The organism is Streptomyces sp. 6-11-2 (genome assembly GCF_006540305.1).
In the GTDB taxonomy this organism is placed as follows: domain Bacteria; phylum Actinomycetota; class Actinomycetes; order Streptomycetales; family Streptomycetaceae; genus Streptomyces.
Map to the genome: position 1 here is coordinate 1 of NZ_BJOR01000001.1, position 13,053 is coordinate 13,053.

13 protein-coding genes are annotated in these 13,053 nt (G+C 75.0%); 4 read left to right on the forward strand and 9 right to left on the reverse strand.

The window, feature by feature from the left end; translation table 11 throughout:
* The first annotated feature begins 50 nt into the window (after positions 1 to 50).
* The 3 genes from TNCT6_RS00005 to hypA are packed head-to-tail and all read left to right on the forward strand — an operon-like array spanning position 51 to position 1,596.
* Positions 51 to 596 (forward strand): NifU family protein, encoded by a 546-nt coding sequence (locus TNCT6_RS00005; RefSeq protein WP_141365874.1) that lies wholly within the window; start codon positions 51 to 53, stop codon positions 594 to 596.
* Positions 593 to 1,189 carry a DUF5947 family protein gene (locus TNCT6_RS00010; protein WP_141355313.1) on the forward strand — a complete coding sequence of 199 codons (597 nt, stop codon included), beginning with the start codon at positions 593 to 595 and terminating at the stop codon, positions 1,187 to 1,189. Before TNCT6_RS00005 ends, TNCT6_RS00010 begins: the two co-directional genes overlap by 4 nt.
* A 47-nt stretch (positions 1,190 to 1,236) precedes the next feature.
* Complete coding sequence (gene hypA / locus TNCT6_RS00015) at positions 1,237 to 1,596, forward strand: hydrogenase maturation nickel metallochaperone HypA (protein ID WP_141355315.1); 360 nt, start codon at positions 1,237 to 1,239, stop codon at positions 1,594 to 1,596.
* A 69-nt stretch (positions 1,597 to 1,665) separates the two neighbouring features.
* Here hypA and hypE read toward each other — a convergent pair whose 3' ends face one another.
* From hypE to TNCT6_RS00050, 7 genes are all read right to left on the reverse strand, one after another.
* Complete coding sequence (gene hypE / locus TNCT6_RS00020; RefSeq protein WP_253266366.1) at positions 1,666 to 2,655, reverse strand: hydrogenase expression/formation protein HypE; 990 nt, start codon at positions 2,653 to 2,655, stop codon at positions 1,666 to 1,668.
* An 85-nt stretch (positions 2,656 to 2,740) separates the two neighbouring features.
* Positions 2,741 to 3,901, reverse strand: a complete 1,161-nt coding sequence (hypD, locus tag TNCT6_RS00025; protein WP_141355319.1) for a hydrogenase formation protein HypD — start codon at positions 3,899 to 3,901, stop codon at positions 2,741 to 2,743.
* Positions 3,901 to 4,233, reverse strand: coding sequence for a HypC/HybG/HupF family hydrogenase formation chaperone (locus TNCT6_RS00030; RefSeq protein WP_141355321.1), 333 nt, complete (start codon positions 4,231 to 4,233; stop codon positions 3,901 to 3,903). The genes hypD and TNCT6_RS00030 overlap by 1 nt, the downstream gene beginning before the upstream one ends.
* A gap of 3 nt (positions 4,234 to 4,236) precedes the next feature.
* On the reverse strand, positions 4,237 to 6,678 hold the full coding sequence (hypF, locus tag TNCT6_RS00035) for a carbamoyltransferase HypF (protein ID WP_141355323.1): 2,442 nt from the start codon (positions 6,676 to 6,678) through the stop codon (positions 4,237 to 4,239).
* The gene (hypB, locus tag TNCT6_RS00040) at positions 6,675 to 7,448 is read right to left on the reverse strand and encodes a hydrogenase nickel incorporation protein HypB (protein WP_141355325.1); all 774 of its coding nucleotides are present in this window, start codon (positions 7,446 to 7,448) and stop codon (positions 6,675 to 6,677) included. Before hypB ends, hypF begins: the two co-directional genes overlap by 4 nt.
* A gap of 67 nt (positions 7,449 to 7,515) precedes the next feature.
* On the reverse strand, positions 7,516 to 8,118 hold the full coding sequence (locus tag TNCT6_RS00045; protein WP_141355327.1) for a hydrogenase maturation protease: 603 nt from the start codon (positions 8,116 to 8,118) through the stop codon (positions 7,516 to 7,518).
* Positions 8,115 to 9,824, reverse strand: a complete 1,710-nt coding sequence (locus TNCT6_RS00050; RefSeq protein ID WP_141355329.1) for an enoyl-CoA hydratase-related protein — start codon at positions 9,822 to 9,824, stop codon at positions 8,115 to 8,117. The genes TNCT6_RS00045 and TNCT6_RS00050 overlap by 4 nt, the downstream gene beginning before the upstream one ends.
* A gap of 236 nt (positions 9,825 to 10,060) precedes the next feature.
* On the opposite strand from TNCT6_RS00050, the gene TNCT6_RS00055 reads away from it, so the two are divergent.
* The gene (locus TNCT6_RS00055) at positions 10,061 to 10,426 is read left to right on the forward strand and encodes a transglycosylase family protein (RefSeq protein ID WP_141355331.1); all 366 of its coding nucleotides are present in this window, start codon (positions 10,061 to 10,063) and stop codon (positions 10,424 to 10,426) included.
* Positions 10,427 to 10,482: 56 nt separating this feature from the next.
* On the opposite strand, the gene TNCT6_RS00060 is transcribed toward TNCT6_RS00055, so the two are convergent.
* Together TNCT6_RS00060 and TNCT6_RS00065 are read right to left on the reverse strand one after the other, a co-directional pair.
* On the reverse strand, positions 10,483 to 11,364 hold the full coding sequence (locus tag TNCT6_RS00060; protein WP_141355333.1) for a YegS/Rv2252/BmrU family lipid kinase: 882 nt from the start codon (positions 11,362 to 11,364) through the stop codon (positions 10,483 to 10,485).
* 75 nt (positions 11,365 to 11,439) lie between these two features.
* On the reverse strand, positions 11,440 to 13,035 hold the full coding sequence (locus TNCT6_RS00065; protein ID WP_141355335.1) for an FAD-binding oxidoreductase: 1,596 nt from the start codon (positions 13,033 to 13,035) through the stop codon (positions 11,440 to 11,442).
* Positions 13,036 to 13,053: the final 18 nt, after the last annotated feature.

Here is a 13,053-nt window from a genome sequence, read left to right on the forward strand (position 1 = left end):
TGCCTGACACGGAGCAGGACGCCCGGTCCGGCCGGCTCGCGGACCCGGACGTGGAGGCGCGGCTCGCCCGGCTCGACGAACTCCTCGCGGGGCTCGAGTCCGCTCCGGGGCCGACCGTACGGTCCGCCCTGGAGGCGGTGCGGCTGCTGAGCGAGGTCTACGGCGAGGCGCTGGGCCGCGTCCTCGACCGTGCGGACGGTGAACTGACGGCGCGTCTGGCCGAGGACGAGTTGGTGGGCCACCTGCTGGTCCTGCACGAGATCCACCCCGAGCCGGCCGAGCGCCGGGCGGCGCGCGCCGTCGAACGGCTGCGCCCGGCCGTGCGGGAGCGCGGCGGCGACGTCGAGTGGATGGGCCTGGAGGAACAGGTGGCCCGGGTGCGGGTGACCACGGGCGGCGGCGGCTGCGGTTCCGGGTGCGGCGGCGCCACGGACGACGTGACCGGCGCCGTCCGTGCGGCCGTACTCGCCGCCGCTCCGGAAGTGGCGGCGGTGGAGGCGGTGCCCGGCGCGTCCGAGCGGCGGACGGCTCCCGCGTTCGTCCCCCTGGAGACACTCGCGCGCCGGGGTGCGTCACGCTCGCAGGAGCCACGGTGACCGGGGACGGAGCGCTGGCCCGCCTCATCCGCTCCTCGGCCGGCCGGGCCTCCGCGGCACCGGGCGAGGTGTGCGATCTGTGCGCCGCGCCGGTGCCCGAGGACCACCGCCACCTCTACGACACCGCCGAGGCCGAGGTGCGGTGCGCCTGCGGCCCCTGTTCGGTGCTCTTCGCCGAGGACGGGTCGGGCGGCGGGCACTACCGGCTCGTCCCCCGGCGCCGGGTGCGGCTTCCGCACGTCGACACGGCGGCGCTGGGAGTGCCGGTCGGTCTGGTCTTCTTCGTGCCGCGCGCCGACGGCACGGTCACCGCGGAGGGCCCGAGCCCGGCGGGTGCCATGCGGTGGGAGGTGGACGCGGCGGCCTGGCGGCGGTTGACCACCCGGTTCCCCGAACTCGCCTCCATGGAGCCCGATGTGGAGGCGTTTCTCGTCAACACCGTCCAGGGCCTGGACCACCACTGGATCGTGCCCGTCGACGACTGCTTCCGGATGCTGGCCGTGGTCCGCCGCGAGTGGCGGGGCATGTCCGGCGGGGGCCGGGTGTGGCCCGCCGTGGAGCAGTTCTTCGCGGAGCTGACCGAACAGAACTGACCGAACGGAACTGGCCGAACGGAACTGGCCGATCGGAGCTGACCGACGTGCACGAGTTGTCGATCGCGACCGCCATCGTGGAACAGGCCGACGAGGCCGCCCGGGCCGAGAGGACGGGCGCCGTCTCCGTGGTGACGGTGCGGGTGGGCGAGCTGGCCGGGGTCGTACCCGACGCGCTGAGCTTCGCCTTCGAGGTCGCCCGGGAGGGCACCGCCCTGGCCGGGGCCCGGCTCGTCGTCGAGCAGGTGACCGCGCACGCCTACTGCGTCCCGTGCGACACGGAGTTCCCGGTCGGGATGCCCCCGTTCTTCTGGTGCCCGCACTGCGATCGTCCGTCGCGGGACCTGCGCAGCGGACGGGAGTTGGAGATCACCGCCATCGAGCCCGCGCCGTCGCCCGCGCCCTGACGGGCCGCCAGGCGGACGGACGGCCCCGCCGGTGCACGACGCACCGGCGGGGCCGTCCGTCCCTACGGGTCAGCAGATGCGCGGCAGTTGCTCCCCCAGGGGCAGGTCGACGACCCGGGTGCCGCCGAGGCCGGTGGCGACGACCACCATGCCGGGATGGTCGGCGACGCACTCGCCGATGAGCACGGCTCCGCCGCCCTGCGGGTGGGCACGCATCGCCTCCAGGACGGCCTCCGCCTCGGTGGGCGGCACGAAGGCGACGAGCCGGCCCTCGTTGGCGACGTACAGCGGGTCGAGGCCGAGGAATCCGCAGGCGTTCGCGACCGCCTCGGGGACGGGGAGGGCGCGTTCACGCAGCCGGACTCCGATGCCGGAGGCGCGGGCGATCTCGTTGAGGGAGGCACCGAGACCGCCCCGGGTGGGGTCGCGCAGCACGTGGATGTCCGGGGTGACGGCCAGCATGGCGGCGACCAGGTCCCCCAGGGGCGCCGTGTCGCTGGCGATCTCGACGCCGAACTCCAGGCCCTCCCGGACGCTCATGATCGCCACGCCGTGCAGGCCGATCGGGCCGCTGACGATGACGGCGTCGCCCGGCCTGGCGCGCTGCGGGCGGATGTCCACTCCCTCGGGGACGACACCGACCCCGGCCGTGGTGACGTACACGCCGTCGCCGTGTCCGGCCTCCACCACCTTGGTGTCGCCGGTGGCCACGGTGACTCCCGCGGCTTCGGCGGCCGCGCCCATGGCGCGCGCGATCCGGTCGACCACGGTCAGCTCCACGCCCTCCTCCAGCACGAAGGCGGCGGAGAGGTAGGCGGGCCGGGCGCCGCTCATCGCCAGGTCGTTGACGGTGCCGTTGACCGCCAGGTCGCCGAGGCTGCCGCCCGGGAAGAACAGCGGCCTGACGACGTAGGAGTCGGTGGAGAACGCCAGCCGGGCGCCACCGAGGTGGAGGACGGCGGAGTCGCCCATGGCGGCGAGGACGGGGTTGCCGTAGGCCGGGGCGAAGACGTCCTGGATCAGTTCGGCGGACAGGGCGCCGCCTCCGCCGTGGCCCATCACCACGACCGGCTGGTCGCGCAGGGGGGCGGGGCAGGTCCAGTTCGCCGGGTCGACGGGGGCGTCGGCCGCCGCGGAAGCCAGTTCAGCCAACGGGGTTCATCTCCTCCTGCGGGATGCGGGAGCCCTGCGGCGCCGGGGCGCCCGGTGAGGCCTGTCCGGTCATCCGGCGGTACAGGTAGTAGGCGGCGCAGGCGCCCTCACTGGAGACCATGGTGGCGCCGAGCGGGGTGCGCGGGGTGCAGGTGGTGCCGAACGCGGAGCACTCGGTGGGCTTGATCAGCCCCTGGAGGACCTCGCCCGCACGGCACACGGCGGGCTCCTCGGTGCGGATGCCCCCGACGTCGAAGCGGTGCTCGGCGTCGTAGGCGCGGTAGGCGTCGGACAGCCGCCAGCCGCTGGCGGGGATGCGTCCGATGCCGCGCCAGGCCCGGTCGGCGACCTCGAAGACCTCCTCGAGCATGCTCAGGGCGGCCGGATTGCCCGCCTCGCGCACGGCGCGCGGGTAGGCGTTGTCCACCCGGTGCTCGCCGCGCTCGAGTTGGTGGACGGCCCGGCGGATGCCTTCGAGGATGTCGAGCGGTTCGAAGCCGGTGACCACGATCGGCACCCGGTGCCGCTCGGCCAGGTCCGGGTACTCGGCGGTGCCCATGACGCTGCACACGTGCCCGGCGGCGAGGAAGCCCTGCACCCGGCAGGCCGGGGCCGTCATGATCGCCTCGATGGCCGGTGGCACCCGGACGTGCGAGACCAGCAGGCTGAAGTTGTCCAGGCCCAGGCGGCGGGCCTGGTGCACGGCCATGGCGTTGGCGGGAGCGGTCGTCTCGAAGCCGATGGCGAAGAACACCACCTGCCGGTCCGGGTGCTGCCGGGCGAGCCGGAGGGCGTCGAGCGGCGAGTACACCACCCGTACGTCCCCGCCCTCGCCCTTGACCCGGAACAGGTCCCGGTCGGTGCCCGGCACCCGCAGCATGTCGCCGAACGAGCAGAAGATCACGTCGGGGCGGGCGGCGATCGCCAGTGCCTTGTCGATGACTTCGAGGGGGGTCACGCACACCGGGCAGCCGGGGCCGTGGATCAGCTCGACCTCCTCGGGCAGCAGCTGGTCGATGCCGTGCCGAATGATCGAGTGGGTCTGGCCGCCGCAGACCTCCATCAGCGCCCACGGCCGGGTGACCGTCGCGCGGATCTCGTCCAGCAGCCGCCGGGCCAGTCCGGGGTCGTTGAACTCGTCGATGTACTTCATCAGGCCTCACTCCCGCTCTTCTCGCGTTCCTCGGCCCCGGGCGCCTGCGGGGCCGGGTCGCCGGACTGCTCGGCCGCCTGCACCCAGGCGTCACCGAACTCCTCCTCCAGCAGCCCCAGTTGCTCGAACAGCTCCAGGGACGCACGGGCCGACTCCTCGTCCAGGCGCTGGAGGGCGAACCCGACGTGGACGATCACGTACTCCCCCACCCGCACATCGGGCAGGTACTCGAGGCACGCCTGTTTCTGCACCCCTCCGAAGTCGATCAGACCGGTGAGCGGATCGGCACGGTGGTCGATGGCCACGACTTTGCCGGGCACTGCCAAACACATGGGTCACTCCGTCTCGTCGCTGTCTGTCGTCCGCCGGCCCCGCGGCTCTCGCGCGGGCCCCGGCCCGGTCGGCTCATACGGCGGCTCCGGGCGCCGCCGGTGGTGCCGCTCGTGTGCCGCGACCACGAGCTGTCCGAGAGCCAGTCCTCCGTCGTTCGGGGGGACTTCGCCGTGGCGCAGGACGGTGAAGCCGTCCGCGGTGAGCAGCCCGGCGCACTCGTCCTCCAGCAAGCCGTTGGCGAAGACACCGCCGCTGAGGACGGCGGTGGTCAGGCCGGTGGCCGCGCGGGCGCGGTGGCAGATCTCCGCGACGGCCCGCGCGAGGCCCCGGTGGAAGCGGGCCGCGAGGACCGGCGGCGGGGTGCCGCGCCGCTGGTCGTCGAGGAGCGCCCGCAGCATGGGCACCGGGTCGCAGCCGAGGGGGCCGGGTCCTTCGGTGATGGCGAAGGGGTACGCCGCGCTGTCGGCATCCCGGGCCAGGGTCGCGGCCGCCTCCAGTTCCAGCGCGGCCTGTGCTTCGTATCCCGCGCGGTGGCACACGCCCGCGAGGGAGGACACGGCGTCGAAGAGCCGGCCCGTGCTGGAGGTCGGCACGCAGGCCAGGTCGCGCTCCAACTGCCGCCGGAGCAGCGACCGTTCGTCGGGTGCGCAGGCGACAACGCTGGGCAGGCGGGGGTCCCAGGGCAGTCCCGCGGCCCACAGCCGGGCCAGGGCGAGCCGGCAGGGGTTGGCCACACCCGCGTCGCCCCCGGGCAGCGGGGCGGGGGTCAGCCGGGCGAAGCGGCGGTGGCCGGTGTAGTCGGCGAGCAGGAACTCGCCGCCCCAGACGGTGCCGTCGTCGCCGTACCCGGTGCCGTCGAAGGCGACACCGATGACGGGCGTGGTGCCGTCGAGGCCGTGCTCGGCCATCGCCGAGGCGATGTGGGCGTGGTGGTGCTGGACGAGTACGGGCTCCGGCTGCGGGAGTCCGGCGGCGCGGCGGCGTGCCCAGCGGGCCGAGTGGTAGCCGGGGTGGCGGTCGGCGGCGACCAGGGCGGGGGTCACCCCGGTCAGGCCCAGCAGGTGCCGTTCCGCCCGCCGGGCGGCCTCCTGGGTGGCGAGGTCCCCCATGTCGCCGATGTGCGGCCCGAACCAGGCCTGCTCGCCGTCGCCGACGCACGGGACGTTCTTCAGGTCGCCGCCCACGGCGAGCGCGGGACGCACCGCGAGCGGCAGGCGCAGCGGGCGGGGCGTGTAGCCGCGGGAGCGGCGCAGCACCTGTTCGGTGCCGTCGGGGCGTACCCGCAGCAGGGAGTCGTCGCAGGGGGAGGCGATGGGCCGGTCGTGGGCGAGCCAGGCGTCGGCCAGCCCGGCGAGCCGGATCAGCGCCTCCTCGTCGTCGGTGACGATCGGTTCGCCGGAGCGGTTGCCGCTGGTCATCACCAGCACGCGCGGGCCGGGGGGATCGCCGGGCAGCCCGAACAGCAGGGTGTGCACGGGGGTGTAGGGCAGCATCACGCCGACGTGGGGGCTGCCCGGGCACACCTCGTCGGACAGGCGGAGCCCGTCCGGCCGTGCGCGCCGGCGCAGCAGGACGATGGGCCGCGCCGGGCTGGTGAGCGTGGCCCGTTCGCGGTCGGTGGGGTCGGCGATCCGCTGGACGGCGGCGAGGTCGGCGCACATCACGGCGAACGCCTTGCCGCCGCGTTCCTTGCGCGCCCGCAGGGTGGCGACCGCGCGGGTGTCGGCGGCGTCGCAGGCCAGGTGGTAGCCGCCGACGCCCTTGACGGCGACGATCCGTCCGGCGGCGAGCAGGGCCCGGGCCGCCGCAAGGGCGTGCGTGTCCCGGGCCGGGCGGTCCCCGCTGCCCGCTGCGGGGACCAGGCGCAGCCGGGGGCCGCAGTCGGGGCAGGCCACGGGCTGGGCGTGGAAGCGCCGGTCGGCGGGGTCGGTGTACTCCCGGGCGCAGGCGGGGCACATCGGGAAGCCGGCCATGGTCGTGACCGCGCGGTCGTACGGCATGGCGGTGGCGATGGTGAAGCGGGGGCCGCAGTGGGTGCAGGTGATGAACGGGTGCCGGTGACGGCGGTCGCCCGGGGCGGCGAGTTCGCGCAGGCAGTCGGCGCAGGTCGCGGTGTCGGGCGGGAGGTGTGTGCGTCCCGGCGCGTGTTCGGTGGCGTGGATGGCGAACGGGCCGGTGGCGCCGGTGGCGGGAAGCTCCTCCAGACCGATGCCGGTGACGGCGGCCAGCGGGGGCGGTTGCCGGGCCAGCCGCTCGCAGAACCGGGTGACGTCGTCCGGCGGGCCCTCGATCTCGATCAGCACGCCGGCGGCGGTGTTGCTCACGAAGCCGGCCAGCGCCAGGTCGGCGGCGAGGCGGTGCACGTAGGGCCTGAAGCCCACGCCCTGCACGGTGCCGCGCACGGTGAGCCGGCGGCGCACCGGGCCGGTGACGGGTGCGGTCATGAGGCGGGGGTGGTCGCCGGGTGCGGTTGCGTGTGGTGGTCGTGGGCCTGTTCACCGTCGGCGGCGTGGTCGTGGCCGTGGGGGTGCGGGGTGAGCGGGGGCCGGTGCTGCGGGGCTCCGTCGCGGGCTGTCAGCACCCGGTCCAGGACGGTGTCGACGCCGTCGCCGGTGCGCGCGCAGGTCCGTACGATCTCCACCCCGGGGTTGACCTGCCGCACATGGGTGCGGAAGGCGGTCTCGTCGAAGCCGGCGGCCTCGGCCAGGTCGGTCTTGGTGACCAGGACCAGGTGGGCCGAGCCGAACGCGGTGGGGTACTTCAGCGGCTTGTCCTCGCCCTCGGTCACCGCCATCAGGACGATGCGCAGGGTCTCGCCGAGGTCGTACGACGCGGGGCAGACGAGGTTGCCGACGTTCTCCACGAACAGCACCGCCGTGTCCTCGGGCAGCCAGCCCTCCAGCCGGGTGCGGACCTGCCGGGCCTCCAGGTGGCAGAGTCCGTCGGTGAGCACCTGCTGCACCGGGGCGCCGGAGCGGGCCAGCCGGCGGGCGTCGTTCTCGGTCGCCAGGTCCGCGGTCAGCGCGGCCACCGGCACGCCGCGTTCGACGGCGCGGGCCAGCACCCGGCCGAGGAGTTCGGTCTTGCCGCTGCCGGGGCTGGACAGCAGGTTGACGACGGCCACGCCCTGCCGGGCCAGGTCGCCGCGCAGGGTGGCGGCGAGATCGTCGTTCTTGGCGAGGACGGCCTGCTTGACGTCGACGGACCGGCACATGGCGCTGCTCCTCGGGGTCGGTTCAGGGGCGGGGGCGGGGAGGACAGGGGGAGGGTTGCGGGGCCCCTCACCGATCTTCGGCCTCTTCGGTGGCGAGGTGCGGGAGCGCAGCCGTGTGCGCGGGTGCGGATTCCTCCGTGCGGACCAACGGCGGGGTGGCCGCGGGGTCGGCGAGCAGCACCGGGACCATGGTGCGCAAGGCCTCGACGGCCGGGACGACGGCCTCCCGCACCGGGTCGCTGAGCCCGGCCATGATGTCCTCGTCGCCGCGGGGCCGCACCTGGGGCTCGCAGGCGAGCACGAGGACGCGCGGGAGGGGCCCGTCGCCCAGGTGCGCGGCCAGGGCCAGCACCTTGGCCGGGTCCATGCCGTGGGCCTCCGGCGGGGCCGCCGCGCCGGCCTCGGGGTCGGGGAGTTCCGCCTCGATCAGGGACAGGGTGCCGGGGCGGTGGCCGCGCGGCGCCGCGTCGACCAGGACGGCCGTGTCGTAGCCGTCCAGCAGTTCGTAGGCGAGGTCCAGGCCGCGGATGCCGAAGTCCCGCACCCGGACCCCGGCCGGCAGCGGGCGGGAGCCGAGGGCCTGGATCACCTCGGGGCCGAAGGCGTCGTCGGCGAGGAAGATGTTGCCGACGCCGGCGACCAGGAGCCGGGTGCCGGGCGGCGGCGTCATCGGGTGCCTCCGGTGAGCGGGGCGCCGGTCGCGGACAGGGGGCGGGCGCAGGCGCCGGGCAGCTTGCGGACGAATGCCGAGCGCAGCGCGTGGTAGGGGGCGGCGGGGTCGAAGAAGATGTCGCGCATCCGGGCGAGTTCGGCGCGCCGGTGCTCGGCGAGCGGCCGTACCGCCTCGTCGCGGGCGCGGGCCGCCATCTTGGCGTCGATCCGCCGGCCGAGCTCGGGTGCGTCCGCGAGCCCGGCGGCCATGCGGTCGACCTCGGCGGTGAACTCCCCCGCGGGAACGGGCACGAGACGGTCCACCAGGCCGAGGCCGTGCGCGGTGGCGGCGCTCACCGGCAGGGCCTCGGTGGTCAGCCGTCCGGCCGTCCCGGTGCCGGTCCGGCGCGGCAGGGTGTACGTCCAGAACTCCGAGCCGTACAGGCCCATCCTGCGGTAGTGCGGGTTGAGTACGGCGCCGGTGCGGCACCACACCTCGTCGGCGGCGAGGGCGAGCATGACACCGCCCGCGGCGGCGTTGCCGCCGAGCGCGGCGACGACCAGCCGGTCGGTGGTGTGCAGCACCGCCTCGACCAGGTCGTCCATGGCGTTGAGGTTGGCCCACGACTCGGCGGCCGGGTCGTCGGACGCCTCGATGACGTTCAGGTGGATGCCGTTGGAGAAGAAGTCGCGGGCACCGCCGAGGACGAGTACCGGGGTGGAGCGGGTGAGGGCGTGGCGGTAGGCGGCGAGCAGCCTGCGGCAGTGGTCGGTGCTCATGGCGCCGCTGGGGAAGGAGAAGGTGACGAAGCCGACGTCGCCGCGCTGCCGGTAGCGGATGTCGGTCCAGGTGTGCCGCCCCGGGGGCAGTTCGAGCGGTACGGCCGCCTCGGGGAGACCGGTCGGGCCGAGGACCGAGGCGGCCGGGCGTTTGAAGGGGGCCGGGTCGCCGGAGTTCTTGCGCGGCCTGAGTTCCGGGATCCACACGGCGCCGTCCCGGGTGGCGCGGCACACCGCTCCCGCCCGCGTGGCGAGCAGTTCTCCGGGGCGGCCGCGCAGTTGGTCCTCCGGGTGGCCGCCGTGCAGGAACAGTTCACGGCCGAGGAGTTCGTCGAGGACTCCGGGCTGCGAGTCGGCGCCTCTCAGCTTGTTCAGCACGGTCGCGGTGCTGTCGTGCTCCCAGTCGACGCGGCGCCGCTCCTGGCGCAGGAAGCCGCGCCAGACGACGTGGGTGGCGGGGTCGCTCTGCGGCAGCGGTTTGAAGGAGCCCTCGGCGTAGCGCCGTACGGCCAGGAGTACGGCGGCCACGGCGGCGTCGGAGACCTCGTTGCGGTACAGGTCGCTCTTGCCGACCGGCTCCGTGCGGAACGGCATGGCCGCCCAGATGTCGCCGGCGTCCATCACCGCCTCGGCCTGGAGGACCGTCACGCCCCAGTCGGGCACCTGGTCGGCGATCGCCCGGTCCAGCGCGGAGGGGCCCCGGTCGCCCGGTGGGCCGGGGTGCACGATGAGGCAGGTGTGCTCCCGCCACACGTCGTCGGGCAGCGCGGTCTTGAGCATCGGCGCGATGACGAGTTCCGGCTTCGTCCCGGCGACGGCGGCGCGGACTGCGTCGGGGCCGGGCGTGGCGAGCACGACGTCGACGTGGTGGCCGTGGTCCGCCAGTTCGGCGTAGACGCGCTGCGACAGGCTGTTGAACGCACTGACGACGAGCAGAATGTCCATGACGCGGCATGGTGGCCGGTTCACGGGGCTCCCGGAAGGAACCCGGCGGGGCGTTCGTCCGTCTGCGTCAGACCCCGTCCGCCGTCCGCGTCAGATCTCCTCCTCCATCCGGATCGCGTGGCACCGGTCCTCCTCGACGGCGCGGTCACGGACTCAGCGGCCGACAGCGCCCCGGCGGACAGGCGCCCGGCGCGTCACTTCACCACTTTCCGTTCACCTGGTGTAACAGTCTGCGCATGATCTGTCAGCAGAACATCGACAGGGCCCCCGGCCGCCGCCTTCGCCGCCGCGCGCTGCGCGGGACCCTGCTGGCCGCGGCGACCACCGCGGCACTGGCCGGCGGACCCCAGGCGACGGCACTCCCGGCCGCCGGTCCGGGTCCCGACTGGGACGCCATCGCCGCGTGCGAGTCCAGCGGCAACTGGAAGGCGAACACGGGCAACGGGTACTACGGCGGGCTCCAGTTCCGCCAGTCCAGCTGGAAAGCCGCGGGAGGGCTGAAGTACGCGCGCCGAGCGGACCTGGCTTCGCGCAGACAGCAGATCAGGGTGGCCGGGCGACTGGCCGTCCTCCAGGGGATGTCGGCGTGGGGCTGCTCCTGACGGCGCCTCGGCCGTCCAAGTATCGCTCCCGGCCCGCCGGTTGAGCCGACGGGCGGTCAGCAGAGCACCGAGAGCGCGCCGGGCAGCACGCGGGCCGTGACGGGAAGGACCGCCCCGACCTCGCCGTCGGCGCCGTAGGGCACCTCGCGGTCGGCGGCGACACGGATCCGTCTGCCCCGCAGGATCCGCACCTCGGGGCGCTCGACGTGCGCGCCCGACTTCAGCTCGTTCATCAGCGCGAAGAAGAGCCGGCGCGGCGCCTCGCGGATCATCACCACGTCGAGCAGGCCGTCGTCGACGCGGGCGCCGGGCGCGATCATGCGACCGGAGCCGTAGTAGGCGGAGTTGGCGGCCACCACGGTGTAGCCGCGGTGGATGTGCTCCTCGCCGTCGACGGTGACGTGGTAGGTCGCCGCCCGCCAGGTGGCCACGGCGCGCAGCCCGCCCGCGTAGTAGGAGGCGGCGCCGCGCAGCAGCCGGGAGTTGTTCGCGTGCCGGTTGGCGAGCGCGTCGACGCCCGCGTACACGCTGCCGAGGACGACACTGCGCGGGTGCGCGGCCGACTCCACCTCGATGGTGTCGACGCGGCGCGGGGCGCCGTGCAGCAGGATCCGGGCCAACTCCGCCGGATCGGCGGGCAGTTCCAGTGCGCGGGCGAAGTCGTTGCCGCGGCCCGCCGGGACCAGGCCCAGGAGTGCGCCGCTGCCGCTCAGGGCTCCGCCGATACCGCCCGCGATGCCGTCGCCGCCCACGGCGAGCACGACGCGGTCGCGCTCCCCGGCCAGGCGGGCGAGGTCCTGGGCGTGGGCGAGACTGCGGCTGTACTCGGTCTCCACTCCGGCGCCGGCCTCCCTGAGCAGCCTGGCCACCCGCAGCAGCGCCGCGGCCCCGGCGGATCCGCCCGCGGTGGGGTTGACGATGGCGGTGAACTGTCGCATCGGTGGGGCCTCCGGGACGGAAAGGGGGGCGGTCGCGGGCGGTACGGGCCGGGGGCGGCCGAGGGGCAGCCGGGGTCAGTCGAGGGGCAGCAGAACGCCGGGGTTCAGCAGTCCGTCGGGGTCCAGTCGGCGTTTGACGGCCCGCAGGGCCTCGATGGCGAGCGGTCCGGCCTCCCGGACGTACCCGTCCCGGTGGTCGGTGCCCACCCCGTGATGGTGGCTGATGGTGCCGCCCGCGGCGAGGATGGCCTCGTTCGCGGCCCGCTTGGCGGGCGCCCAGTGCGCCACCGGATCCTCGCCCTGGGCGCTGACCACGGTGAAGTACAGCGAGGCGCCGTTCTCGTAGACGTGCGAGATGTGGCACATCACCAGGGGCGGGGTGCCCGACTCGGTGAGCGTGGCGGTCAGCGCCCCGCGGACGGAGGCGTACAGCCCGGGGATCCGGGACCAGAACGCGGCGGTCTCCAGCGTCTCGGCGAACGCGCCGGCGTCCAGGAGGGAGTCGCGCAGGTAGGGCGCCGAGTAGCGGCCGTGCGCCCAGCGCTCCCCCGGCTCCTCGCCCAGGTGGGTGCCGCCGCACTCGCGCAGCACGGCCGCGGCACGTCGCCTGCGGTGGGCGGTGTCCTCCGCGGTGCCCTCGTAGCCCGCGATCGCCTGGCAGCCGGTGCCCTGCCGGACGTCCAGGGCTCCGATGGCGTCGGGCTGGGCGAGGCCGATCAGGGTCTCGGTCTCGTCGGACAGACGCAGCACGGTCGGGCGCGGCCCGTCCTGGGCGAGCCGTCGCAGGGCGGCGGCGCCCTCCTCGAAGGAGGCGAAGCGCCAGCCCTCGTACACACGGGTCTGCGGGAGGGGGCACAGGCGCACGGTCACCGCGGTGATGACACCGAACGCGCCCTCTGAGCCGAGGACGAGCTGGCGCAGGTCGGGTCCGGCCGCCGAGCGCGGGGCGCGGCCCGCCTCGACGGTGCCCTCGGGGGTGGCGAGGGTGAGGCCGAGCACCATGTCGTCGAAGCGGCCGTAGCCGGCCGAGGCCTGCCCGCTGGAGCGGGCGGCGGCGAACCCGCCGAGGGTGGCCCACTCGTAGGACTGGGGGAAGTGGCCGAGGGTGAAGCCGTGTTCGGCCAGCAGCGCCTCCGCGTCCGGGGCGCGCAGGCCCGTTTGCAGGGTGGCGGTGCGGGAGACCGGGTCCAGGGCGAGCAGCCGGTTCATACGGCGCAGGTCCAGGGCGACGAAGGGGCGGCGGCGCTCGGGGGCGAGACCGCCGACGACGGAGGTGCCGCCGCCGAACGGAACGAGGGCCAGGCCGTGGGCGGCGCAGGCGCGCAGCACGGCGAGTACGTCGTCGTGGTCCGCGGGGAGCACCACGGCCGCCGGGACGTCGGTGACGTCGCCGTCCCTGATGCGCAGCAGGTCCGGGGTGGACTTGCCGCGGGTGTGGCGGATCCGGGACTCGGCGTCGGTGCGGACGTGCGCCTCGTCGCCCACGGCCTCGCCCAGGGCGCGGAGCGCGTCCGCGGTCAGCGGCGAGGCGGGGACGCGGATCTCCTCCAGGGCGACCGGACCGGCCTCGCGGGGCTTGACGCCGAGCACGTCGCGCAGGAGTCCGGTCACCGGCTCGGGCAGCGGTGTGGCCCTGGCCGGTTCGCCCCAGCCGCTCCACAGCATGTCCATGGGGTGTTCCTCACCGGT